The sequence below is a fragment of the Acinetobacter calcoaceticus genome, from assembly GCF_016508255.1.
Lineage (GTDB): Bacteria > Pseudomonadota > Gammaproteobacteria > Pseudomonadales > Moraxellaceae > Acinetobacter > Acinetobacter calcoaceticus_E.
In genome coordinates, this window is sequence record NZ_JADVKT010000002.1 from 1 (window position 1) to 24,262 (window position 24,262).

Below are 24,262 nucleotides of genomic sequence, written 5' to 3' on the forward strand. Positions count from 1 at the left end.
GTTTGAATTTATTAATACACCTGATGTACTTAACGGCGTTAAAGAACGCCATGATTACTATAAAAAAGCTTTAAATAAATTAAATGAAAAATATGAAATCTTTGAGACGATTCGCGGTGAAGGTTTACTCATAGGCTGTGCCTTAAAAGATAAATTTGCAGGTAAAGCAAAAGATATTAATAACCTTGCAGGTGAAGAAGGTTTACTGAGTTTGATTGCTGGTCCAAATGTTCTACGTTTCACACCATCTTTGATTATTCCATTTGCTGATATTGATGAAGGTTTAAAAAGATTTGACCGTGCACTTGCTCGCTTTGTCGAAATTCAAAAGGATGAACGAGCAGCATGATGATTATTCGCTACATTCAACCTAAAGATGTTAACGACCTTTACCTCTTAGCTCAAAAAGCAGGTTTTGGCTTGACATCTTTACAGCCAAATATGGAAAAACTTGCTGCACGTATTGAACGAGCTTGTAAAACAGTGGCAGGCGAATTACCAAAGGCGGATCAGGTTTATTTATTTGTTCTAGAAGATACTGAACTCAATAAAGTGGTGGGTGTCTGCGGCATTGAAGTGGCGCTTGGTTTAAAAGAGCCTTGGTACAACTTCCATGTAGGGACACAAGTTCATGCATCGGAACCGCTAAGTGTTTATAAAGCTTTACCAACACTATATTTGAGTAATGACCACACTAACTGTAGTGAGCTTTGCACTTTATTTTTAGATCCAGACTATCGCTTAAATAAAAATGGCAAATTTTTATCTAAGGTTCGTTTCTTATTTTTGTCTGCATTTCGCCAATATTTTGAAGAAACTATTGTGGCCGAAATGCGTGGATATTCAGATGCAAATGGACAATCACCATTTTGGAATGCGGTAGGTCATAAGTTTTTTGATATCGAATTTACCAAAGCAGATTATTTAAGTGGGGTCGGGCAAAAGGCCTTTATTGCCGAGCTCATGCCAAGACATCCACTCTATGTCGATATGTTGCCAGATGATGCTAAAGCAGCGATTGGCATTGTTCACCCAAATACCAGACCAGCCTACAATCTCTTACTTGAAGAAGGACTGCGCTATAAAGGCTATGTCGATATTTTTGATGGTGGAGCGACGTTGCAGGCAGATATTGAAAATTTACGTGCCATTAAAGAAAGCCAGATTTTAACTGTACAAGTTGTAGAGCCTACTCATCTAAGTTCAGGTGACGAGGCCTATATTGTCGCGAATGATGATTATGAAAATTATCGGGCGATTGTGGTGTATAGCAAACCTCATCAAAACATATTGCAGTTAACAAAAGAGCAAGCAAAACAATTGAATGCTGAAAATGGTTGTTCAGTACGTGTGCTCAGCGTTCAAGCTAAACATGTTTCGAATCCAAAAGCAGTAAGCCAACTCAAAGAGACTAATCATTTTCGAATGGCTGTTAATTAAGCGGTAATACTACACATTTCACCAAATTTAAGAAGGAATACTATATTATCGCTATCACAAGATTTGTACATGGATAAACACAATCTTGCTTGCTGAGCTGGAATTAATTAGCTTACTTCTATTCTATAAAAGAGAAAGAATTAAAATATTTAATTAAGTTATATATTTTAATTCTCTGCTGAAATTATATTGATAGAGGTCAGATTAATATAATAATGAAGGAAAGGATTTATGATGGATTTTTATTGTTGTAGGTAATAGCTTTTGAAAAGGAATTTATAAGGTTTTAAGTGATTTAATAATATTATTAACATGATTTAATGGATTAAATTAATAATCATATAATTTATTTATTATTAAAGCATTTACGACGATTGCTATAAATTGGAGTAAATATGACATGAGTAAGAATAACGGAAAGCAGTTCCTGGAAGGAGATCTTCTTGGTAGTCAACATATGACTGAGCAAGAAGAAGAGAAATTGCAGCGCTCATTAACCAATCGTCATATTCAGATGATTGCGATTGGTGGCGCAATAGGTACTGGATTATTTATGGGTTCCGGAAAAACATTAAGTGTTTCAGGTACTTCAATTGTTTTAACCTATTTAATCATTGGTTTCTTCTTTTTCTTTGTGATGCGGGCAATGGGTGAATTGTTGCTTGCAAATACCAATTTTAAAACTTTCGCCGATTTTGCAACGGCTTATTTAGGTCCGTGGGCTGGTTTTTTCCTTGGTTGGTCCTATTGGTGTAATTGGATTATTACTGCTATTGCAGATGTGATTGTAATCGGAGGGTACATGCAGTTTTGGTATCCCGATTTACCCGTCTGGATCCCCGCATTTACTTCTTTAGCCATCTTAACCATACTCAACTTTGTAGCAGTTCGAATGTTTGGTGAGCTCGAATTTTGGTTTTCACTGATAAAAATTACAGCAATTATTCTATTTATTCTTGCTGGTATTTATCTCATTAGTACCGGATTTACTTCTCCAGATGGTGTTAAGGCATCCATGAGCCATTTGTTTGAAACAAAAGCTATGTTTCCTTATGGTGTAACAGGTTTCTTGGCTGGCTTCCAAATTGCCATATTTGCATTTGTGGGAATTGAACTTGTCGGTACAACTGCCGCAGAAACCAAAGATCCACATACTTCACTTCCAAAAGCAATTAACTCTATTCCTTTACGTATTTTATTGTTCTATGTTGGAGCATTGGTCTGTATTATCGCCGTGACTTCATGGGCAAAAGTTTCACCAGAAAAAAGCCCATTCGTGGAAATGTTTACTTTGGTTGGCTTACCCATTGCGGCGGGTTTAATCAACTTCGTTGTAGCAACTTCAGCGCTTTCTTCGGCAAATAGTGGCATTTTTGCGACCAGTCGTATGTTGTACGGCTTAGCGTTAGAAAATGATGCACCAAAAAGTTTTAGTAAGTTGTCTAAAAGAAAAGTTCCAATTCAAGGACTCGTATTTTCAATGGCTTGTGTAACGCTTGGAACCTCTATTTTATTTATTGTTCCAAATGTTATGACTGCATTTACGATTATTTCAGCACTTACTTCAATTTTATGTATTTTCACATTTATGCTGATTGTACTTTCATATATTTATTATCGTAAGAAAAGTCCTGAATTACATATCCAGTCAAAATATAAAATGCCGGGTGGTTTGTTTATGGCATGGTTAACCATGTTGTTTTTAGTTTTCACCATCGTCATTTTAGCTTTAGACCATGACACGCTGATTGCTTTAGAATTTTCACCAGTATGGTTTGTGGGTTTATTTATTGCCTATAAATATAAAAAGAAAAAGATGTTGCAACTTGATATTTTAAAAGCTCAAAAGATTGATTATATTTAAAGTGAATTTATAAATTTTTATATTAAAGCTAGGGTGACCTAGCTTTTCTATTTTAGATGGTTTTTATAAATTATCTCTAGGCTAATGATTAATTTAAATCTATATAAAAAAGCCTCATTACGAGGCTTTTTTATAATCTTTATTTAATATTTGGATCACCTTTTTTCAAGAAAAAGCGAATTGCTAATTTTTGCAGAAATGTTCCATAAGGAGGATGGAAAAGCTGAGTTGGGAAAAACCGATGGCGTGTAAATACAGTTTTTGCATGAGAAAGTTCACGGAAACCTTCTTCACCATGATATGACCCCATGCCTGAGTTACCGATACCGCCGAAAGGAGCATCATGGTTAACTACATGCCAACCCCAATCGTTGATGGTTACACCACCTGAGTGAGTTTCACGTAAAATACGGTCGCGTTCCACTGAGCTATGCGTAAAACAATAAAGTGCCAATGGTCGTTCATCTGATTTCACATAGGTAATTGCATCATCTAAAGAGTCGTATGCCACTACAGGTAAAATAGGGCCAAAGAGTTCCTCTTTCATAATGCGCATGTCTGGTGTGCAATTCAGCACAATCTGTACAGGCATTCTACGGCCTTGTTGGTCAAAGCTGTAAGTGTCGCAAGAGATAATACGTGCACCTTTTGTTTGTGCATCGGTCAAAATATCTTGAATACGTTTTAAATGACGATCATTTACAATGGATGTGTAATTCTCATTAGTTTCAATATTTTGACCAAACATTTTTATAAAGCTTGCTTTAGATGCTTCCACAAATTCATCAATACTTTCTTTTGGAACCAACGCATAGTCTGGTGCAACACAGATTTGACCACTATTTGTAGCCTTACCATGTGTAATACGTTTTGCAGCATCGGCAAGCGGGTAGTTACGGCCCACAATTGCAGGTGATTTACCACCTAGCTCGAGTGTAACAGGAGTTAAGTTTTCAGCAGCTGCTCGCATGACGACTTTGCCAATCGCAGGAGAGCCAGTAAATACAATGTGGTTAAAGGGTAAAGAAGTAAATCTTGCTGGATCTGTAATTTCCTCACCAAAAACTGCTACTTCATCTTCATTAAAGACTTCAGCCAACATGCGTCGAAGCATTGCATTCGTGTTTGGGGTAATTTCAGATAGCTTAATCATGACTCTATTGCCAGCAGCTAAAGCGGCAATCAGGGGGCCAAGCGCTAAATAAACAGGGAAATTCCAAGGCACAATGACACCAACTACGCCTTTAGGCTGATACTGTACACTTAATCGGTTTGATAAAAATAAAAGTTCAGTACGACGTTTACTTGGACGCATCCAGCGGCGTAAATGATGAATTGCGTGATCTGCCTCTAAAACTGAGCCAAGCAGATCAAGTAACTTAGATTCATCAAGTGATCTAGAACTAAAGTCAGCATTAATCGCGGCAGCTAAGGCATCTTGATAACGAATAATTTGTTTTTTAAGTTGATGCAGCTTTGTTCGGCGCTCTTCAAGACTTGGGTAGGGGTCTGCCTCAAAATTGGCACGTTGTTTGGAAAAGATAAGTTCCATATGTTCAGTGGCAGAGCCGCTATATTCTTTTAAAGTGGAGCTTTCCATTATTGTTCCTTGCATACTTTTGCTTATCATACTTTATGCTTGAAGCGCTGTATGGTCGATGTTAAATTGAGACAACAAGAGGTAGTTTAGTGCCATTATGCACGTCACTCTAGGGATGATGTGAGTTAAATGCCTAAAAATACAAATACTGTTATCGATAGAAATTATGATAATACATCTCTAGCTTCCAATACATATTTCAAAGCTTACCTTACATCGGCGATTGGCAGGTTTTAATTTAACTTATCAAGAGCTGTTAGAGGAAAATCGATGACACCTTGCTGATGAATATTTACGTGAAACAACTTTAACCATAGATGAAATTGCCGAGAGAATTGGCTTTTCAGATACTTCTAATTTTAGAAAAGCCTATCGCCACTGGACAGGCATTTCACCGAATGAATATCGTGAGAAATTAGTTTTATAAATAGTGATGAGTTGAATTGTATGTATGAAAAGAATAGTGATTTAAATTTTGAAAGTTTTAAAAATATAAATAAACCAAACTTCTTTGGGGATATTGAGTATATTTACTCAATTTTTAAAATTAAAGAACTACCCATAGATTTACTTTTTAAGATTCTAAATTGGGTTTTTCCTGATTTCCTTATAATTGAAAATCATATTTTTTTAGCGAGTGAGTTTGATCAAGACAAATTTAATGATTTGCAAAAGGTAGAAGAGACAAATAGATCTCAGTTTTGGATGAATCTCATAGAGCTGACAAGTCTACATGATGAGATGACAGCGGAGCAGGCTTTATTAATCGCGAAGAAAATCGTTGATTCTTGTAATGCAAAAATTAAATATGAGGGGTTAAATGCACACGGCAGAGCTAGAGTTTTTGAAGAGATTGAATATGGTGAGATTTTTATAACAATTGATTAATTTTCAATTGTTATAAAACTAATATTAGAATGAGTTATATCTGGACCTTAAATCGAGAGAGTAACTTTTTCTGCAAAAATGGATTACAGAGCAAAATGGCAAATAAAATAATAAATATGCCGACCATGCTGAATAGATCCGGTAATTCATGCCAAAAAATAAACCCCCAAACTCCTGCAAAAATAATGGCAATGTAGTTCATTGGGCCAATTTGTCCTGCTGGGGCTAGACTATAAGCATAAGACATAAAAAGTTGGCTTATATTTGCTAAAAGTCCTGCGGCAACGAGTAGGCTTAATTCGTGCCAAGTGAAAATGCGCCAATGCCAGAACATTGGAATAGAGGAAATTAAACTACCAAAAATACAGAAGTAAAAAACGATACGCTCAGGCGGCTCTGTACTGGTTAAAGCTCTTACAGTCACAAAGGCCATTGCTGATAAAAAGCATGCGCCCAAGCCAATAAAAGATAGAGAGTTAAATAGCCCTTGGTCGGGTTTAGCGACAAATAAAACCCCAGCGAGACCAATAACGGCGGCAAAAATCATCGATTTAGTGATTTTTTCTTTTAAGAAAAGCCATGCAATGAGTGGAATAAAAATAGGAGATGAATAACTAAAAACCATAGCATTCGAGAGTTTTAAGTTCGCAATGGCATAGAAAAAACCATACATGGCAGCAAGCCCCACTAGGCTTCGCCACGTGTGCATCCAGAGCTTATCGGTTTTAACGAAGTCTAAGCCTTGCTTTAAAAGCATCGGAATAAAAATAAATAAACCTACTGCATTTCTAAAAAATACGACGGTCGCATTGTCCACCGTTTGTGAAGCAAAACGAATGCACACTCCCATGATGGAAAATAATAATGCTGATGTCATAAGACAAAGCAATGCTTTTCCAAGTTGAGTCGAGGGGAGATTTGAAGCAGTCTGATTTTGCATAGAGAAATAAGTTTTTAGTTTTCGATGTTATCTTAACAGTGATGTAGAGTTTGAATGAAATATCATTTAATAATGATTCAATAGTGATACTTAGCAAAATTAAAAAAGAGAGCCTGTTTAGCTCTCTTTTTAATTTTATAGAGTGTTATTTACAGCTAAAGTTTTCAGCTTTTTCGCTATCACCTTGACCATTGTAACGAGCAATGAGCGGGTAAGGACAAAGTGGGCGGGTGCGGTCTGGTGCCCAGTCTTGCGGAAGTTCCGTATTAACCTGACCACCTAGGTTACCTACGCCGCGTGCAGTCGCAATGATTTTGTCTGGTGCTTGCCCATATTCGACCCAGTTGACTAAAGCGGTGAGTGCGTCAAATTGGTCGGTCGCAATGCCATCCCGCGTATGGTTCATGCCCGGAACTCTAAAGAAACGTGCAAATTCAGTTGCTGAACCTTTTGCATCATTTTTATAGTGTTGGAGTAGTTGATCGTACCAGTTTTGGGTGTCATCCACAGAGAAAACGCCGTCTGCTGTTCCTTGTACTACAATCATTTTTCCACCGTGATTACGGAGTTTATCTAGATTGAGTTCATCGGGTGGCATCATAAATGACATAGAGCTTTCGGTGTACACGTTATTGGTTGCCGAGAGTTTTGGATAATCGGTATCAAAATTAAAATTGAACGCAAATTGTCTAGAGTTCTGAGTCACAGTTGGGTCAGGCGGAACCTGAAAAAGAATACCAACAGCGACAGGGTCACGCGCTGTTCCCACCGAAGATTCGAATTTCCAGCTTGCCCAGTTGCTTCCTACTAAACCTGGGTCGAAAGGCTGAGTTGCATAGAGCGCTTGTCCAGCCGAATTTACAGGACCGCGGTAAATGTTGGCTAATACATCAATTTGTTCGGTGCTTAAACAGGTTCCATCTCTTGTGCTTGAGCAAACGGGTACATCTTTGTGAATATCAAAAGCTGTACGGCAAGCTTCGACATCTTGAACCAAGCCATCTGCAACACCGTCTAAAGCATCACATCGGTCTAAAATAGATTGGGCCAATACTTTACGTTCTGAAAGGGTGAGGGCAGTACTCAAGTCATTTTCATCTGTTGCGACACGACGAAGCTGCTGCGCTGTATAGAGTTGAGCCGCGGCTGCACGAGGTAAATGAAAACCCGGTGTGCTTGCTAAAATTCCATCATATTGGTCACCCAAACGGGTTGCGGCAATCATGGCATGGCGGCCGCCGTTCGATGTACCACCTGCGTAGGAACGGTCTGGCAATTTCCCATATGCTGTTTTAATCAGGTTTTTTGCCATAGGCGTGAGTTTGGTAATAGCGCCATATCCATAGTCGATTCTGGCTTGAGGGTCTAAACCAAACATTGGGTTTTGTGAGGCGTTATGTCCAGCATCGGAAGAAATGACCGCAAAACCGTCATGTAGGGCATTGGTGAGCGGGCCGCCGCTACCAACCTGACCTGTTGCAGGCACAAGATTACCATCTGTGCCACCGTTGCCTTGATAGAGAAAACGGCCGTTCCAGTCAACGGGTAAGCGCATTTCAAAACCAATCTGATAGGTTTGTCCATCTACAGGGCTTACACGTTGGTTCATGTAACCTTTGATTAAACAGTGAGCACCAATCGGTTTGTTGGCTACAGTCAATGTACCCGCTTCCTGAAGAGTCGCTGAGCTAATGACAGTATTGTCATAATGAAAACCTGTAAGGTCGGTACAGCTTCCATTTAGTTTTGCACCAACAGCAGGAGTAAGCTTGGGAAGTGTTTGAGGTGATGATGTTGTACTATCATTGTCATTACCACAACCCACCAATACTGCTGCAATGGCAAGCAATAAGGTTGATTGGGTCCAAAAACGTTTTTTGTTGTCATTCATTTATAAATATCCTTATTTTATAAAGGGTGATGGGTTTAATCTAAAACCAGAAAATTTGCTGTACTTCGTGCAATTATTTTGTTGTTTTGCCAAGCTTCGCTTTCGAGATTAAGTACGGTTTTTCCTTGTTTAATGAAGCGGCATTTTGTAATAACTTCGCCTACCGTACAGGGTCTTAAAAAATCCATGGTTAAATTAATAGTTGTGGCTGGTTTACGGTCATTTGCCAGAAATGCAAAAAGCCCCATTACATCATCGAGCATGGCGCAGATCATGCCGCCTTCAACTGTGCCACGCGGGTTAGTAAAGCTTTCTAGTGCTGTGTAGTGGATGATCAGTTCAGTGTGCTTTTCATTCCAATGGATATTGTGTCCACCCAAATGATGATGGATTGGAGGTAAGTGTTCTAAAGTTTTTTGATGCATATTGAAGGGTCCATCCTTAATCATTCATTTTTCGAAATAAAAAAAGAGGCTCTATTCACAGTAGAACCTCTGGTTTTGTACTATTTAAATTTCCATGTGTAATCAATGTTAATACGGGTTTCGTTTACAGGTTTGATATTGGCTGTGGAGAGCATGTTGTTGTCATAAATTGCATAGCGTGCCCGTAACCCTAGATTTTTTAACCAACCACTTTGAATGGTGTAGCCTAAATCAAAGTCAGTTTCACGTTCTTTTAGATTCGTCCCACCTAGGTTAGGTGCATAAATATTATGGCCTGTGGTGTAACGGGTCATGAAGCGTAAACCCGGTACATAATCTCTAAAGTCATATTCATAACGGAAGCTATAGGCTTTCTCTTTTGCGTTTAAAAACTCACCCGGCCATGTATCAATAAGTAGTCCAGTTTCACCTCCGGTTAAATACGGAAATGCGGTGTCGCCGTGATGTTGGAAAGTTCCAAAAATAAATTTATGGTTTTGGTGTTTGAGTTCGAAATGTGCATGATAAAGATCGTTATCGACTAAACCTGCTTTTGCTTGTCCGTCATCGCGGCTGCGATAGTAACGTAATTGCGAACTGAGATTGGTCGTGTCATTAATTTTGTATTGATGTATGGCTCCAACCATGGCTTGGTCATAAAGATCATTAACATCCATGTAAAAAGCGGTGAGCTTGAGTGCAGGATTAAACTGATAGTTTCCACCTAAATAATATAGACCGCTCGTCTCGGCACTTTTGTATCGACCATTTACGCCTGAAATTTTAATTCTTTCATAGTTAGTCGAATCTCGTTGATTCACCTTATCGATATAAGCAGCCTGTAAGTCGAAGTCTTTAATATCTTTACTGGTGAGTGAAATACCTCGATAAGTTTGAGGGAGCAAACGAGCAGGTGAAGCCACTAGAACAGGATTCATTGGCATGAGCGTACCTATGCGTAACTCGGTCTGGCTCATTTTAGCTTTTGCTGTGACACCAATTTCTCCGTAAGAGTCAGCAGGTTCATTGGTGCGTGTGTCTCGGGGTAAATTGCCTGTACCTGCGTATTTGGCGCTGGCATCTAATTTAAAGCCCGCCGTTGCCAGCACATCTAGCCCAAAACCAACTGTCCCTTCGGTATAACCTGAATTGGCTTTGAGAATAAACCCTTGTGTCCAGTCCTTAGCTGCTGGGTAAGTAGATGGCACTTGGTATTCACGATCAAAATAGAAGTTTCGAGTGGTGAGTTCTACTGAACTATTGTCAATGAAACTGCCTGCCCAGACCGAACCTGAGAGCATAAGGCTTGAGTACATCCATAATTTCGACATAGCATTTCTTCCTGAAATATCATTTTTTGTTTTAAACAAGGCATGGTTGTTGTATCTGCCTCGTTTGGTTTTTAAATCGAATTATTTTCCGAGTAGTTCTCGGGCTACGATTTCTTTCATAATTTCATTGGTTCCCCCATAAATTTTTTGTACCCGCGCATCTACAAAAAAGCGTGAAATCGGGTATTCCTGCATGTAACCGTAGCCACCAAAAAGCTGAAGTAATTGATCAATCACCTCACATTGGACATCGGTAATAAAACATTTCAATGCTGCAACTTGAGTGACACTTAAAAGGTCTTGTTGATATAACGCAGCACATTGGTCTACAAAAGCTTGTGCAGCTTTGGCTTTGATTTGTGCATTTGCGAGCACAAAACGAGTGTTTTGCATTTGACTTAAGGGTTGTCCGAAAGCTTTACGTTGCATCACATAGTCTTTGGTGATTTCGATGGCGCCTAAAATTGACCCCAAAGCCATCATGGAAATGCTTAAACGTTCGCGAGGTAGTTCTTGCATTAAATAGGCAAAGCCTTGTCCCTCTTCACCTAAACGTTGGGTAGCAGGAACACAGACATCATCAAAAAACAGTTCAGCTGTATCTTGGGCATGTAGTCCAATTTTTTGTAAGGAGCGTCCTTTTTTAACGCCCTCTAAAGCCGCATCGACTAAAAGAATCGAAATACCTTTTGCTTTGGCTTGAGGGGCGGTTTTTGCTACTAGAACGATCAAGTCGGCATGCAAACCATTTGAAATAAACGTTTTTGAACCATTCACACGATAGTGTTCATTTTCTAAAATGGCTTGAGTACGTATGGCCTGTAAGTCGGAGCCAGCATTGGCCTCTGTCATAGCAATTGCAGTGACGACTTCACCTGTGACCATTTTGGGTAACCAATAGCGTTTTTGCTTTTCGGTTCCAATATTTTGCAGGTAAGGGGAAACCAACTCATTTTGCCCACCAATCGCGACTGCCAAAGATGCAAAACCAGCTTGAGCAGTTTCTTGAACCAGCATGAGCGAGTAATGAACAGGGGCACCATAACCGCCATATTCTTCGGACACATCGACACACAAAAAGCCATTTTCCCCAAGACGAAGCCATAGATCACGTGGGATGAGGCCATCGTGTTCCCACTGTTCATAATAAGGGGCGACCTGTTCTTTTAAGAATCTGCGGTAGCTGTCCCGAAATAGTTCAAATTCTGTATCGTGTGGCATGTTGAACCTTTTTTTAGGCAAAAGTGAGGCTATGGCCCAAACCGAAGTTTGAGCTTCCTTTTCTCTTTCAATTGTTTATTGCTTTAAGGTAGGCACTCGAATAATGAGTGGATTATCGCTCTGCTTTTGATAAAGTTCATCAATTAAAGCTGCACGACGTTTAGTGATATTGCTTTGGTTGAGGTTGCCTTTATCGGTCACTTCGCCTGCATCGAGCTGAGGCGGTTCGGTCATTAAATAAAGCATTGAAACTGTATTTGAACTACCAGTCGCATCTTTATTAAAAGTCGTTAAAAATTGACGGAACCATTGCTGGACTTTAGGGTGCTGTAGTATCTCTGTTGGAGAATGTTCGCCCAGCTTAAGGCCCGCTTGTTGGGCACAAGCATCCATTTTTGGAAAAATTAGAAAGCCAACAGCATTTAGGTTTGAACCTGTAATACAAACATCTTGAACCAGTAAATTACCTTGAATAAGTACTTTGTTGCGTAATGTGCCGACATTAACAAAAGTACCCGTATTGAGTTTAAAGTCTTCTGCAATTCGTCCATCGTACATTAAGCCTTTAGTGGCATCATTTACATCGACTAAACGAACAGCATCGCCCGTGTGGAAAAAGCCTTCATCGTCAAAAACAGTGCTTTGCTGGTCGGCCTTTAAGCGCCAATAGCCTTTCATGACATGTTTGCCACGAACACAAAACTCTAGTTTGTCGCCACATGGAACCAGCTTAATTTCACATCCCGGAGCAGGGTAACCAATAAAACCTGCCATCACGCGTGGACCAGTTGTAAAAGCACAAGATGGTGCAGTTTCAGTCATGCCCAAGCCACTCATAATGCGAATTTTTTCTCCGCAATGTTGCTGAGCAATTTTATCGAGTCTGTTCCATCCTGCTTCTGAAAGCGCAGCACCTGCAAAGAATAAAATTTTAACTTTGGCAAAAAAACGGTCTCTTAATTCCTCATCTTTTTCTAAGGCTTCGGTCAGTTCTTCCCAACCTTTCGGCACATTTAAATAGACGGTTGGAGAAATTTCTTTGAGATTACGAATGGTCTCGTCAAATTTTCCTGCAACGGGTTTACCATCATCAATGTAAATCGTACCGCCGTTATAGAGCGCGATGCCGACATTGTGACTGCCACCAAACGTGTGGTGCCAAGACAGCCAGTCGAGTAGGACAGGTGGCGTTTCTTCAAACTCAGGGAAAGTCTGTAATAGCATTTGCTGATTAACACACAACATTAAATGCGTGGTCGGCACAGCTTTAGGCAATTTGGTTGAACCTGACGTAAATAGGAATTTGGCAATTTGGTTTTCATCAAGGGTTTGGTAAAACTCTTGGACATTTGAAACTGGCGTATCTAACAGTGACTGAAAAGACGTGCAGATATGGTCGCCCACAATTCCTTTATTGGTCACTACTTCAATGCCGGATGTAATACATGTCTGAATCGCTTTGGCAAAGGCCTGACCATCACTGGCATAGACCATACCAGGGGTAAGCACTTCAAACACATGTTTAAGTTTGCCAAAGTCTTGAGAAATCAGAGAGTAGGCGGGTGAAATTGCCGAAAATGGCACACCTGCTAGCATGGCAGCCATAGACAGTGTTAAATGTTCAAGATCATTACCACTTAAAATGACGAGTGGTCTTTCTTGGCTTAAGTTACGTTCATGCAAAGCCTGAGCAATATGCCATGCGCGTTGTAAAACTTCTGCATAAGTCAGTTTGACCCACTCACCTTGAGCATTACGTTTTGCTGCAAAAATATAGTCTGGTTTGGTTTGTGCAAAATGAATTAACCGATCTGTCAGTTTTTGTGGATACGGTTTTAATTGCTCTTTTGGGCTGATATAGAGCGTGTCATCTTTATGGTGATAATGAATATCATGTTGCCCTAATTTTACGAACCGTTCGCGGTCTTGTGATTGAGTGGCATTCATTTGCATTTCTTTCACTCCATGGAAAGCGCATCACTGCGCTTTATCTTTTTGCATCATGCAATTTTTATTTAATATGTTGTTGTCCGCATTAACCCTATTAAATCGGGTAATGACGTGATTGGGTTTGAATGGTAATCCAACGTAGTTCTGTAAATTCAGCAATAGAAGCTTTACTACCAAATCGTCCGTAACCACTCGATTTTGTTCCGCCAAATGGCATTTGAGCTTCGTCATGCACGGTTGCGCCGTTAATGTGACAAATGCCTGAATCAATCTGTTTAGCTACTTCCAATGCCTGCGAAATATTTTGGCTAAACACTGCTGAAGAAAGCCCGAACTCGCTGTCATTTGCCAGAGCTACACCTTCTTCAATGCTTGAAAAACGTTGAATGGTGCATACAGGCCCAAATGATTCTTCGCGGTAAAGCAGCATGTCAGGTTTAATATTGAGCACCAGCGTCGGTTGCATGGTGGTGTCTTCAATATGAATGCCTAAAGGTAAGTCTGCGCCTTTGTTTTGAGCATCTTCAAGTAAATGCTGAATACGGTTTGCAGCGCGGCGACTTTCTAAAACACCGAGTACATTGTCTTTTGAAGTTGGATTACCTGCCTGAATAGAGCGGGTTTTCTCAATGAGCTTTTCAATAAATTGGTCGGCAATATTGTCTTGAACCAAAACACGTTCGGTCGACATACAGATTTGCCCCTGATTGAAGAACGCTCCAAAAGCGACGGCATTTACGGCTTCATTAATGTCTGCTTCATTTAAAACCACGACAGGGGCTTTGCCACCAAGTTCGAGTAAAACGGGTTTTAAATATTTAGCAGCAGTCTCTGCAATAATTTTTCCGACTTTGGTTGAACCAGTAAAATTAATGCGTTTCACGGCTGGATGCGACACTAAACGTTCCACAATTTGAGGCGCATCTTCGGCTGCATGGGTAATCACATTCACCACACCTTCACCAAGACCCGCCTCGTGTAAAACTTCACCAATCAGACGATGCGTTGCCGGACAAGCTTCTGAGGCTTTTAGCACAACTGTGTTACCACAAGCCAAAGGCATGGCAAGCGCACGTGTTGCCAAAATAACAGGCGCATTCCAAGGTGCAATGCCAACAATGACACCGCAAGGAACCCGTACACCCATCGCAAGATTGCCCGGCACATCTGACGGAATCAGGCTTCCGTCAATTTGCGTGGTCATTGCTGCTGCTTCACGTAACATGTTGGCAGCAAGGTGAACGTTAAACCCATACCATGTCGCAGTTGAACCTGTTTCTTGCATTCCAGTTTCAATGAATTGCTCAGTTTTTTGGTCCATTAAATCGGCTGCTTTTAACAAGCGTAAACGGCGTTCGGTAGGCGAGAGCTTCGACCATACTTTAAAAGCTTGCTGCGCCGAATCGATTGCACGATCAATATCATCCAAGGTGGCAGCAGCAGCTTTAGTTGCCACTGATCCATCAATTGGGCTAATACGCTCAAAAGTTGCCTGATTAGATGCATCAACAGATTGACCGTGAATAAGTAACTGTACATTTTGCATGGGCTGTGTCCTTACATTGCCATTAGAGAATCAAAAGTTAACCAGTACGTTTATAGCTCTGTAAACCCGGTTTGATTGATTTTTCATCTAAAAATTGTTTCAAACCTTCTTGGCGACCATTTTCAGTATCGCGATGGATACATTGATCTAGTTTGGCATATAAGTAGTCTTCGTTTTGGTCCCATGTCAGTTCGCGGCAGCGTTTAAAGCCATTTTTAGCTGTACGAAGAACCACAGGGTTTTTCTCAAGCAAGCAATTTGCAAGTTCGGTCACTTCTGCTTTTAGATCAGCAAGTGGTACGCTCTTATTTACAAGTCCCATAGTTTCAGCTTCTTTGCCACTAAAGGTTTTACCCGTCATGATGTAGTACAAAGCTGCACGATGACCAACAGTATCTGCCATTGCTTTGCTTACAAGGTTGCCCGGTGGAATTCCCCAGTTAATTTCAGATAAACCAAAGGTTGCTTCATCTGCTGCAATGGCAAGATCACACGCTACCAATGGTGAGAAACCGCCTCCAAAACACCAGCCGTTGACCATTGCAATGGTTGGTTTTGAATACATACGAAGAAGTTGCCACTGCCAGCGGCATGAGTCACGGCGAATACGTTCTTGATAAATTTCAGGCTGAGTGTCGACTTCGCGGAAATATTCTTTCAAGTCCATGCCTGCTGTCCATGAGTCACCTGCACCAGTCAACACTAAAACACGTGCATCTTGATCAAGTTCTATGGCTTCAAGCACATCAATCATTTCACGATTGAGTGTAGGACTCATGGCATTTTTCTTTTCTGGGCGGTTTAGGGTAACCCATGCAATTCCATCTTCAACTTTAACATCTACTGTTTCCCAGCGGTTTTCATAACTCATCTTCATACTCCTTGAATGATTTTTTGCTGTTCTGGGATTTAATTTAATATCAGTTAAACTTACATTCAAGTCTTTTTTATAAAATTTTATAAATATTTTATAATTCATTGTATTTTAATTAATAATTAAATTTTTAAATAATAAAACATAAAAATATGTTGATTTTTTAGTAAGTTTAACTGATATTTTTGGTGTGTTTAAACAATAATACACAAAGGGCTAAATGGAACGACTAGTCAATAAGGGATAACACAATGGAAAAAATATTAGGACAGCCTTCAAGGGCAAAAATTACGTTGCTACTGTGCTTTGCCATAGCAATTTTTGAGGGCTTTGATCTTCAATCGATGGGGGTAGCCGCTCCACGAATGCGGGCTGAGTTTATGTTAGATAATGCCCAGATGGCATGGGCATTTAGTGCTGCAATTTTAGGAACACTACCGGGTGCCATATTAGGCGGTAGATTTGCAGATATTGTAGGACGTAAGAAAATTCTGATTTTTAGTATTCTGCTTTTTGGAATTATGTCTTTGCTAACAGCATATGCTGCTAACTTCAGTTTGCTGTTACTCATCCGTTTTTGTACCGGTTTGGGAATGGGCGGGGCACTCCCGATGATGATTACACTTGCCTCTGAAGCAGTACCTGACCAGCAAAAAGGTACAGCAGTGAGTGTCATGTATAGCGGTATTCCTTTTGGTGGATTACTCACTTCTATTGTTGCTATGTCGTTGGCTGGTGATGCGGAGTGGCGTCATATTTTCTATATTGGTGGTATAGCGCCTATTTTACTCATTCCATTAATTATGCGCTTTTTACCTGAGTCAAATGATTATCTGCAACGTAGAGGGCAGGCACAAAAAACGACACCATTCTTTGAGGTTTTATTTGCCAAAGAACGTCGTATGTCGACTATTCAGCTTTGGGTGAGTTTCTTCTGTACCTTAGTGGTGCTGTACTTCTTGTTAAACTGGTTGCCGTTACTGATGGGCGCACAAGGTTTATCGAAGTTACAAGCAAACTATGTGCAGATGGGATACAACGTTGGCGGAATTTTAGGTTCAATCTTAATGGGTGTATTGCTTGATAAAGTGCGCATGAGTTTTGTGATTAAACTCATTTATTTAGGTATTTTATTTTCGCTTTGCTGTTTAGCGATTTCTCCAACCGTTGCTTTACTTGCGCTTTCGGCAGTCGGCTGTGGTTTATTTATTGTGGGTGGACAATCGGCATTGTATGGTTTAGCTGCTATGTATTATCCAACTGAAATGCGTGGAACTGGCGTGGGTACAGCGGTTGCAATTGGACGCATCGGTTCTTTTGCAGGTCCTTTAATGGCTGGTTTTTTACTCTCGCTTGGTCAAAGCTCGACCATTGTGATTGGTTCAAGCATTCCAGTGATTTTAATTGCAGCGATCTCTGCATTACTTCTTGTCAAAAAACCTAAACAGCCTGTACATTTAGTACAAAGCTCAGGTGCTCGCTAAGTTTTAACGAAAGTATGGGGTTAGAGCCTCATACTTTCACTACAGATTTTCTTATGATGAATGAAAGGTTATGGTACGTTCGAATTTAGTTCAAAAAAAAGTAGAAGATGAGCCTAAGTTAAGTTACATGATTGCTCGTGTTGACCGAATTATTAGTAAACATTTAACAGAACATTTAAAAGAGCTTGAAATAACCTTACCGCAATTTACTGCACTTTCTGTTTTAGCTTCAAAAAGTAATGTATCCAATGCCAAACTTGCTGAGCGGTCTTTCATTAAGCCGCAATCTGCTAACAAAATCTTGCAAGATTTACTGGTGAATGGCTGGATTGAGAAAAAACCTGACCCTACGCATGGCCGCCGTATTTTAATTACACTGACCGAAAGCGGCGTGGAAAAACTTGATAAATGCAATGAAGTTGTTTTAAAGATTGAAGAGAAAATGCTGGAAGGCATTGATATCAATTTGGCTTATTTAATTCGTAATAACCTCGATATTATGGTGAATAATCTGAAAGGCTTTTAAGCGAACATTGTTGGCAAATTATTTTTTTAAAGTCTACAGTCATGCTTAAGCACTGATTCACACAGAAAATTTATTTCATTTTGCAAATGAACTTGCTAGCATCGAAGTGACGTTTTTGGTGATGTGTGGCAGCAAATGTCTTCAGGACAACAAGTTTTACTTAAACTAAGAAAAATGATTATTTCAGGGGAACTTGAAGGCGGTGCCAGAATTGCCGAAATTCCGACTGCTGAGTTACTTGGTGTTTCAAGGCAGCCTGTTCGTATTGCCTTTCGGTTGCTCGAGCAAGAAGGCCTCCTCATTAAAAAACCAACCCGTGGTTATACGGTTCGTGAAATTTCAGAACAACTGGTGCATGATGCGCTCGAAGTACGAGGTGTGCTGGAAGGTTTGGCTGCAAAAACTTTGGCAGAACAAGGTTTAAGCGAAGAGCAGAAAAAGACGCTACAACATTGCATTCAAGAAACTGAAAAACTCTTTAATGATAAAGACGAGTTTGGCGATGCTGAACTAGAGCGTTATCACCATTTTAATGTCATTTTTCATGACACGATTATTGAAGGTGCTCAAAACGTCGCACTTATACAAGCCTTAGCGAAAAACAATCAATTACCGATGGCTTCTGCTCAAGCGATTACCTATGACCAGAACCAAGCTTTGTCAGAATATCGCCGGTTGCACTATGCACATTTGCAGCATTGTTCGATTTTTGATGCATTGGTACATCGCCAGGCAGGGCGTGCAGAAACCTTAATGCGTGAACACAGTAGTGTAGTGATTTTGGGTGAAACACTAAGAAATGTTCTCAGCGTTTAATGTGAAATGAGTTCCTTTATTTATTGAATAAAGGAACTTGAGAATTAAAGCTCAATCACAAGATTTTTAGTTTTTGCACGAGAACAGCAGGGCGTAAACTGGTCGTTCAAAGCATGTTCTTCATCGGTCATAAATATATCTCGATGATCAGGCGTACCCTCTACAACACGGGTAATACACGTGCCGCAAATACCTTGTTCACATGAAACAGGAATATCAAAACCATTTGCAATTAATGCTTCAGTGGCGGTTTGTTCTGGCAATACTTCAATTCGTCGACCCGTACCTTTAACTTCAATCGTGAAAGCTTCATTGCTTGAAGTATCTGCTTTTTGCGCGACAAAATGTTCTTGATGTAACTGTTCATTGTGCCAGCTCGCTTGTTCGGCTGAGCTCATGACAAACTGCATAAATCCTGTCGGACCGCATACATATAAGTGTCTATCTGGTGAACTCTGACCTAAAACCTCTGCCATATTACATTCGGTATCTGGTTGGTCTTGAATGTGAAAATGGACTTGGTCACCAAAATGCTCGGTTAAATTGCCATAGAAAGCGATCATTTCATGACTACGAACAAAGTAGTGCAATTCGAAAGGAATATTGGCGAACTTAAGTCGATACGCCATCGATAAAATAGGGGTAATACCAATACCACCAGCAAATAAAACAGCCTGTTTGGTTTGTGGGTGAATCTCAAATAAATTACGCGGTTCACCAATCTTTAAATGGTCACCTTCACGATATTCTGTGTGGATGCAACGTGAGCCACCGCGTGAATTGGCATCATGTAAAACACCAATTACATAGCGATGCTTTTCACTGCAGCAGTTTGAAAGGGAATATTGACGGGTTAGGCCATTTTTAAGATGTACATCAATATGTGAGCCTGCTTCAAAACTCGGTAGCTCTGTACCATTTGCCGAGACCAATTCAAAAGCACGAATGGTCGGGGTAAGCTGGTGAATTTTTTGAATAATAACGTCCATGTTTACTCTCCTTTAAATAATCCGAATGTTTGGAAACTTCTGTGCGGACGTTTCAGGAGGCGTTTTATTTTCTTCGGCAAGTAGTCGCTCAATTACCTTACGGGACTGTACACCGCCTGAGTCGATGTTGAGCATTAGTAACTTGCGATGTGGATTGTTTAAAATATTTTGCTGCTGTTGTTCCAACATTTCTAAATCTTCAGTAAAGATTTTGCCTTGGCCTTCACGAATTTGATCGGTAAGTTCGGCATTATCAGGCTGGAAGTTACGCGCCATTCCCCAGAAATACCAGTGTGAGGTTTCAGTTTCTGGTGTAATAAAATCAACCACAATTGAAGAAACTTTTTTGTCATTTGGTGCGTTATAACCACCATGTCTCGCATGTGCGACACCCACTTCAATATGCACATTACTTGGCGCAAAGAAGTGACAACGTTGCCAACGATCCACAGGTACGTCATCTGCCAAGTGATTGCCGCGAAGAGCCATTTGCCAAAATGGAGGTGCGATCACATTTTCCATATAGCGTTCGGTAATGACATGGTCGCCGTCAACTTTAGTGACTGGTAATGATTCATCAATTTCTTTTTGCCCAATGCTACTTGAATGAACATAGGTCTCGTGGGTTAAATCCATCAGGTTATCGACCATCAAGCGATAATCACATTGAATATGAAACAGGCCTCCGCCATAGCTCCATTCTGGGTGATCTGCCCATTCTAAAGTTGGCAGTTTTGCCTCATCTGCTAAAGCTTTTTCGCCCGGCCATATCCAAATAAAACCGAACTTCTCAACAACTGCATATGCTTTGTTGCAAGGGAAACCGTTTACACGTTGAGCTGGCATTGAAACAGTTTTTCCATCACAGCCCATGACTAAACCATGATAACCACAGACAAGATTGCCATCTTCTACATAACCTAATGAAAGTGGTGCACCACGATGGGGACAAAAATCTTCAACGGCTGCAACTTGATTTTCTTTGCCACGATAAAAAACAATTTTTTCACCACAAATAGTGCGACCTAATGGTTTGTCTTGGATTTCTTCTGGGCGGCAGGCAACATACCAAGCATTTTTAATAAACATTGTGACGACTCCTTATCACTTATTGGATCCAATTTATAATAAATAAAAATATTGGTCAATTGATAAGCAGTATATTTTTAAAAAAATATTGTTCTTTAAAATTGGTTGTTTTGTATGTTTTTTAAGTGTTGTTGAAGGTTTTTTTATTTCTTTTATGTTTTAGGGCGAAATCCTTTCTGGTTTTTATTTGGATCTATAGAAATGTAGTTGAAAGCTGAATTGGGGTTAGGATTTGGAATTGCGTAATTGAAAATGGATAATATTTTATGGATCCATATTTTTTTATAAGATAATTTTTAATAAATTATAAATATATTTTTCATAATGTTATTTATTGAATAACTAAAATTTAAAAATATTGTTGATTTTTTGGATCCAAATATTCAGTATAGAAAAAGAGCAGGATGCTCAAAAACAAATATTCCTCTAGGTCATTATGGATACGGATATACATAACCACCCAATTGCTCTTATCAGCAATGTCGTATGTATCTCTTATCCACATTGGGAGATACACAAATGGAAAGAGACGTTCTAGGTGAGATCAATCAAAACAACATGAGCCGTTATCAATGGTTCGTCATTTTGATCTGTATTTGTCTCAATATTATTGATGGCTTTGATGTGATGGTAATGGCGTTTACTACGCCATCAGTGTCGGCAGAATGGTCGCTTTCAGGGGCGCAAATTGGTCTGCTGCTCAGTTCAGGTCTTTTTGGAATGGCTGCCGGTTCCATTTTTCTAGCGCCTTTAGCCGATAAAATTGGTCGCCGTTTACTCATCTTAGTTTGTCTTGTCATTGCAGGCCTGAGCATGTTGGGGTGTGCTTTAGTACAAAGCCAGGGCATGTTGGCTGCACTTCGGTTTATTACTGGAATTGGTGTGGGCGGGATTCTTGCCAGCAGTAATGTATTGGCGAGTGAATATGCAAATGCTCGCTGGCGAAGCCTTGCGGTTAGCTTAATGTCTACAGGCTATGGAATCGGTGCGACACTCGGTGGGGTATTGTCGTTGGCACTTATCGAGCATTTAGGTTGGCGCTCAATCTTTTTAGCAGGTGGGGTTACCACTATTACAATGCTACTGATTAGCGTCTGGTTATTACCTGAATCTTTAGATTACTTATTGGCAAAACGACCACAGCAGGCTCTAGAAAGAGTTAATAAAACTGTCACTCGTATGGGGCTTGAAGTATTACCAACTCTACCTCGTTATGAAAAAATCAACACACAAAATGGCAGTGAACTGAGCAAATTATTTGCAGGGCAATTGGGGTTTCAAACACTTTGTCTTTGGTTTGCATTCTTTTTAGTGATGTTTGGCTTTTACTTTGTCATGAGCTGGACGCCAAAAATTCTTATTTCAATGGGAATGTCACCACACCAAGGCGTAAGTACCGGCATTTTAATTAGTATTGGCGGGATTTTCGGTGCAGCCATTATTGGTCTACTCGCATCACGCATGAAAATCTTCTATGCCTTAAGCCTATTTCTAGGGCTAACATCTGCATGTGTTTTCCTATTTGTTGCAGTTTCTGCTCAAGTGAGTGTCGCACTCATGGTGGGGTTATTACTTGGTACACTCATTAATGGTTGTGTAGCAGGTTTATATTCGATTTCTCCAACAATTTACAATGCTGAAATTCGTAGTCGCGGTGTGGGCTATGCGATCGGCTTTGGTCGGATTGGGGCAATTTTATCGCCAACGGTTGCAGGTATCTTTCTTGATAAAGGCATTGGTCCCGCAACGCTTTATGCCTATTACGGTGTGGTCTTTATTTTGGCTATTTTCCTGATTTTAAGTTTGGGCAACGCTTTTTACCGAAGTAAGAAAGAACCAAGCTATTCACTTAAAACAGCACCTTAAGTTATTAAAAATTAAATAGTTGAGATAAAAAATGAAAAAGACACCATTATGGGTGGGGGTATGCTTGTGCCCATTATTTAGTCAAGTTGTGCATGCCGATTTTATTGCAGACAGTAAAGCTGAGCTGACACTGCGTAATTTTTACTTTGACCGAGACTATAAAAAAGATCCATATCCTTATACCGCTGCCAGAGATTGGGCACAGGGTCTCATTTTTAAAGGACAGTCAGGTTATACCGAAGGTACAGTTGGTTTCGGTGTTGATGTACTGGCAATGGCAGGTTTTAACCTGATGGGAAGCCGCGCCGATGACTATGCGCGTAGTAGCTTATTACCAGTGAATCCTGACAACTCGCGTGATGATTATTATGGGAAAATTGGTATTACAGGAAAGGCTAAATTTAGAAAAAATGAGCTTTTTGTGGGGGATCTGATTCCACAATTACCAACCATTTTTTCATCACCAGCGCGTTTATTTCCCCAGACTTATCGCGGTATCCGCTTTGTGTCAAATGAAATTCCAAATCTTCAATTAGAGGGATTTTATGTCGACGAAGTGCGGCAGCGTGATTCCATTCGTTATACCGACGTTGGAACAGACAATATCAATCATCGTTTTGACAAAGCGGCAACTACCGATTCTTTTTATACATTAGGTGGAAGTTATCAGTTAAAGGACTATCGTCTACGGGCTTATCATGCTGAACTCAAAGACATTTACCAGCAACAATTTTTAGGCTTTAACGGGAAACAACCTTTAAATGATCAGCTTAATTTTTTAAGTGATGTACGTTTTTTTAATAGTAAAGAAACTGGAAGTAAAAAAATAGGAGAGGTCGATAACCGCCATATTGGTGGCTTATTTGGTTTGAACTATCAAAACCATACGGTTTCTTTGGGCTACATGCAGTCGTTTGGGTCAACAGGTCTGCCATTTTTGTCGGGAACAGAAAGTCCGGTGGTGCTTGATTTTATGAGTTCGGACTATTCAAATAAAGATGAAAAAGTCTACTCGATTCGTTACGAATATGATTTCAAAAATGCGCGACTAGGGGATGTTTCATTAAATGGACTGCGCTTTATGACCCGCTATGCAAAAGGGGAAGATATTGATTTATTGCAATATGGCGATCAGCGTTTTAAAGAAGAGTCGATGGAATTTGATTTGGGCTATAAAATTCCAGAAGGTAAGTTAAAAGGTTTGGGAATGCGAGCTCGGTTTTCTCACTATCGTAATGATATGCCTACCAATATGACTTTTCACTCGGCAAATGAAACGCGGTTGAATGTTGATTACACCTTTAAATTTTAATGATCAATATTTAAGTAAATTAAAGACAAGTTAAAACATTGTGAGCAGCAATGTTTTAACTTTAGTTATCAACTTCACAAAATCCCTCTATAATACCGCCAATCTTATTAAAGCCAATTGAGTCGTTCATTAAACACATGGCTTTAATCTCTCATTTTTTTAAGTCAATTTCTTCGCTGTGATTCGGCTTATTTTTCAATATTTAGAATT

At 39.9% G+C, this 24,262-nt stretch carries 20 protein-coding genes and 1 pseudogene; 10 read left to right on the top strand and 11 right to left on the bottom strand.

Features of this window, described 5'->3' with window-relative positions:
• From I5515_RS03965 to I5515_RS03975, 3 genes are all read left to right on the top strand, one after another.
• Positions 1 to 349 (top strand): aminotransferase class III-fold pyridoxal phosphate-dependent enzyme (locus tag I5515_RS03965; protein ID WP_199964864.1); only part of this gene is annotated, 349 nt, incomplete at its 5' end.
• Entirely contained in the window at positions 346 to 1,440 is a 1,095-nt protein-coding gene (astA, locus tag I5515_RS03970; protein ID WP_199964865.1) for an arginine N-succinyltransferase, read from the top strand. The genes I5515_RS03965 and astA, both read left to right, overlap by 4 nt.
• A gap of 400 nt (positions 1,441 to 1,840) precedes the next feature.
• Entirely contained in the window at positions 1,841 to 3,304 is a 1,464-nt protein-coding gene (locus I5515_RS03975) for an amino acid permease (protein WP_199964866.1), read from the top strand.
• Between the two features lie 139 nt (positions 3,305 to 3,443).
• Here I5515_RS03975 and I5515_RS03980 read toward each other — a convergent pair whose 3' ends face one another.
• Positions 3,444 to 4,904, bottom strand: a complete 1,461-nt coding sequence (locus tag I5515_RS03980; RefSeq protein ID WP_199964867.1) for a coniferyl aldehyde dehydrogenase — start codon at positions 4,902 to 4,904, stop codon at positions 3,444 to 3,446.
• A gap of 190 nt (positions 4,905 to 5,094) precedes the next feature.
• Between I5515_RS03980 and I5515_RS03985 the strand changes: the two are divergent.
• Both I5515_RS03985 and I5515_RS03990 read left to right on the top strand, forming a co-directional pair.
• Positions 5,095 to 5,331 (top strand): annotated as a pseudogene (locus I5515_RS03985) (helix-turn-helix transcriptional regulator); the annotation flags it as partial.
• Between the two features lie 20 nt (positions 5,332 to 5,351).
• Positions 5,352 to 5,792: a hypothetical protein gene (locus tag I5515_RS03990; protein WP_199964868.1), complete on the top strand. Its 441-nt coding sequence runs from the start codon at positions 5,352 to 5,354 to the stop codon at positions 5,790 to 5,792.
• A 34-nt stretch (positions 5,793 to 5,826) separates the two neighbouring features.
• Here I5515_RS03990 and I5515_RS03995 read toward each other — a convergent pair whose 3' ends face one another.
• The 8 genes from I5515_RS03995 to I5515_RS04030 all read right to left on the bottom strand — a co-directional run bounded on the left by I5515_RS03995 (position 5,827) and on the right by I5515_RS04030 (position 15,973).
• A complete protein-coding gene (locus I5515_RS03995) occupies positions 5,827 to 6,732 on the bottom strand; it encodes a DMT family transporter (RefSeq protein WP_199964869.1) in 906 nt (301 codons plus the stop codon).
• A gap of 145 nt (positions 6,733 to 6,877) precedes the next feature.
• The gene (locus I5515_RS04000; RefSeq protein ID WP_199964870.1) at positions 6,878 to 8,623 is read right to left on the bottom strand and encodes a tannase/feruloyl esterase family alpha/beta hydrolase; all 1,746 of its coding nucleotides are present in this window, start codon (positions 8,621 to 8,623) and stop codon (positions 6,878 to 6,880) included.
• Positions 8,624 to 8,658: 35 nt separating this feature from the next.
• The gene (locus tag I5515_RS04005) at positions 8,659 to 9,048 is read right to left on the bottom strand and encodes a PaaI family thioesterase (protein WP_199964871.1); all 390 of its coding nucleotides are present in this window, start codon (positions 9,046 to 9,048) and stop codon (positions 8,659 to 8,661) included.
• A gap of 80 nt (positions 9,049 to 9,128) precedes the next feature.
• The gene (locus I5515_RS04010; RefSeq protein ID WP_199964872.1) at positions 9,129 to 10,379 is read right to left on the bottom strand and encodes an OprD family porin; all 1,251 of its coding nucleotides are present in this window, start codon (positions 10,377 to 10,379) and stop codon (positions 9,129 to 9,131) included.
• A gap of 81 nt (positions 10,380 to 10,460) precedes the next feature.
• Entirely contained in the window at positions 10,461 to 11,600 is a 1,140-nt protein-coding gene (locus I5515_RS04015; RefSeq protein ID WP_199964873.1) for an acyl-CoA dehydrogenase family protein, read from the bottom strand.
• Between the two features lie 75 nt (positions 11,601 to 11,675).
• Positions 11,676 to 13,562 carry a feruloyl-CoA synthase gene (locus I5515_RS04020; RefSeq protein ID WP_199964874.1) on the bottom strand — a complete coding sequence of 629 codons (1,887 nt, stop codon included), beginning with the start codon at positions 13,560 to 13,562 and terminating at the stop codon, positions 11,676 to 11,678.
• A gap of 82 nt (positions 13,563 to 13,644) precedes the next feature.
• Positions 13,645 to 15,096, bottom strand: a complete 1,452-nt coding sequence (locus I5515_RS04025) for an aldehyde dehydrogenase (protein ID WP_199964875.1) — start codon at positions 15,094 to 15,096, stop codon at positions 13,645 to 13,647.
• Between the two features lie 37 nt (positions 15,097 to 15,133).
• Positions 15,134 to 15,973, bottom strand: coding sequence for a p-hydroxycinnamoyl CoA hydratase/lyase (locus I5515_RS04030; protein ID WP_199964876.1), 840 nt, complete (start codon positions 15,971 to 15,973; stop codon positions 15,134 to 15,136).
• 248 nt (positions 15,974 to 16,221) lie between these two features.
• Between I5515_RS04030 and mhpT the strand changes: the two genes are divergently transcribed.
• From mhpT to I5515_RS04045, 3 genes are all read left to right on the top strand, one after another.
• On the top strand, positions 16,222 to 17,454 hold the full coding sequence (gene mhpT, locus I5515_RS04035; protein ID WP_199964877.1) for a 3-(3-hydroxy-phenyl)propionate transporter MhpT: 1,233 nt from the start codon (positions 16,222 to 16,224) through the stop codon (positions 17,452 to 17,454).
• 70 nt (positions 17,455 to 17,524) lie between these two features.
• Positions 17,525 to 17,980 carry a MarR family winged helix-turn-helix transcriptional regulator gene (locus I5515_RS04040; RefSeq protein ID WP_199964878.1) on the top strand — a complete coding sequence of 152 codons (456 nt, stop codon included), beginning with the start codon at positions 17,525 to 17,527 and terminating at the stop codon, positions 17,978 to 17,980.
• A gap of 123 nt (positions 17,981 to 18,103) precedes the next feature.
• A complete protein-coding gene (locus tag I5515_RS04045) occupies positions 18,104 to 18,796 on the top strand; it encodes a GntR family transcriptional regulator (protein WP_199964879.1) in 693 nt (230 codons plus the stop codon).
• Between the two features lie 44 nt (positions 18,797 to 18,840).
• Here the strand turns inward: I5515_RS04045 and I5515_RS04050 are convergent, their stop codons facing one another.
• Positions 18,841 to 19,785 (bottom strand): PDR/VanB family oxidoreductase, encoded by a 945-nt coding sequence (locus tag I5515_RS04050; protein ID WP_199964880.1) that lies wholly within the window; start codon positions 19,783 to 19,785, stop codon positions 18,841 to 18,843.
• A 12-nt stretch (positions 19,786 to 19,797) separates the two neighbouring features.
• Positions 19,798 to 20,874 (bottom strand): aromatic ring-hydroxylating oxygenase subunit alpha, encoded by a 1,077-nt coding sequence (locus I5515_RS04055; RefSeq protein WP_199964881.1) that lies wholly within the window; start codon positions 20,872 to 20,874, stop codon positions 19,798 to 19,800.
• A 519-nt stretch (positions 20,875 to 21,393) separates the two neighbouring features.
• Here I5515_RS04055 and I5515_RS04060 point away from each other — a divergent pair.
• Both I5515_RS04060 and I5515_RS04065 read left to right on the top strand, forming a co-directional pair.
• The gene (locus tag I5515_RS04060) at positions 21,394 to 22,740 is read left to right on the top strand and encodes an MFS transporter (protein WP_199964882.1); all 1,347 of its coding nucleotides are present in this window, start codon (positions 21,394 to 21,396) and stop codon (positions 22,738 to 22,740) included.
• A gap of 31 nt (positions 22,741 to 22,771) precedes the next feature.
• Entirely contained in the window at positions 22,772 to 24,052 is a 1,281-nt protein-coding gene (locus I5515_RS04065) for an OprD family outer membrane porin (RefSeq protein WP_199964883.1), read from the top strand.
• The last annotated feature ends 210 nt before the right edge of the window (positions 24,053 to 24,262 follow it).

Bases quoted from the DNA above. Each gene is read 5' to 3' on its own strand.
- I5515_RS03995 (WP_199964869.1), bottom strand. From the start codon at position 6,732: ATGCAAAATCAGACTGCTTCAAATCTCCCCTCGACTCAACTTGGAAAA.
- I5515_RS04005 (WP_199964871.1), bottom strand. From the start codon at position 9,048: ATGCATCAAAAAACTTTAGAACACTTACCTCCAATCCATCATCATTTG.
- I5515_RS04050 (WP_199964880.1), bottom strand. From the start codon at position 19,785: ATGGACGTTATTATTCAAAAAATTCACCAGCTTACCCCGACCATTCGT.
- I5515_RS04000 (WP_199964870.1), bottom strand. From the start codon at position 8,623: ATGAATGACAACAAAAAACGTTTTTGGACCCAATCAACCTTATTGCTT.
- I5515_RS04040 (WP_199964878.1), top strand. From the start codon at position 17,525: ATGGTACGTTCGAATTTAGTTCAAAAAAAAGTAGAAGATGAGCCTAAG.
- I5515_RS03975 (WP_199964866.1), top strand. From the start codon at position 1,841: ATGAGTAAGAATAACGGAAAGCAGTTCCTGGAAGGAGATCTTCTTGGT.
- I5515_RS03990 (WP_199964868.1), top strand. From the start codon at position 5,352: ATGTATGAAAAGAATAGTGATTTAAATTTTGAAAGTTTTAAAAATATA.
- astA (WP_199964865.1), top strand. From the start codon at position 346: ATGATGATTATTCGCTACATTCAACCTAAAGATGTTAACGACCTTTAC.
- I5515_RS04030 (WP_199964876.1), bottom strand. From the start codon at position 15,973: ATGAAGATGAGTTATGAAAACCGCTGGGAAACAGTAGATGTTAAAGTT.
- I5515_RS04015 (WP_199964873.1), bottom strand. From the start codon at position 11,600: ATGCCACACGATACAGAATTTGAACTATTTCGGGACAGCTACCGCAGA.
- I5515_RS04060 (WP_199964882.1), top strand. From the start codon at position 21,394: ATGGAAAGAGACGTTCTAGGTGAGATCAATCAAAACAACATGAGCCGT.
- I5515_RS03980 (WP_199964867.1), bottom strand. From the start codon at position 4,904: ATGGAAAGCTCCACTTTAAAAGAATATAGCGGCTCTGCCACTGAACAT.
- I5515_RS04055 (WP_199964881.1), bottom strand. From the start codon at position 20,874: ATGTTTATTAAAAATGCTTGGTATGTTGCCTGCCGCCCAGAAGAAATC.
- mhpT (WP_199964877.1), top strand. From the start codon at position 16,222: ATGGAAAAAATATTAGGACAGCCTTCAAGGGCAAAAATTACGTTGCTA.
- I5515_RS04025 (WP_199964875.1), bottom strand. From the start codon at position 15,096: ATGCAAAATGTACAGTTACTTATTCACGGTCAATCTGTTGATGCATCT.
- I5515_RS04065 (WP_199964883.1), top strand. From the start codon at position 22,772: ATGAAAAAGACACCATTATGGGTGGGGGTATGCTTGTGCCCATTATTT.
- I5515_RS04010 (WP_199964872.1), bottom strand. From the start codon at position 10,379: ATGTCGAAATTATGGATGTACTCAAGCCTTATGCTCTCAGGTTCGGTC.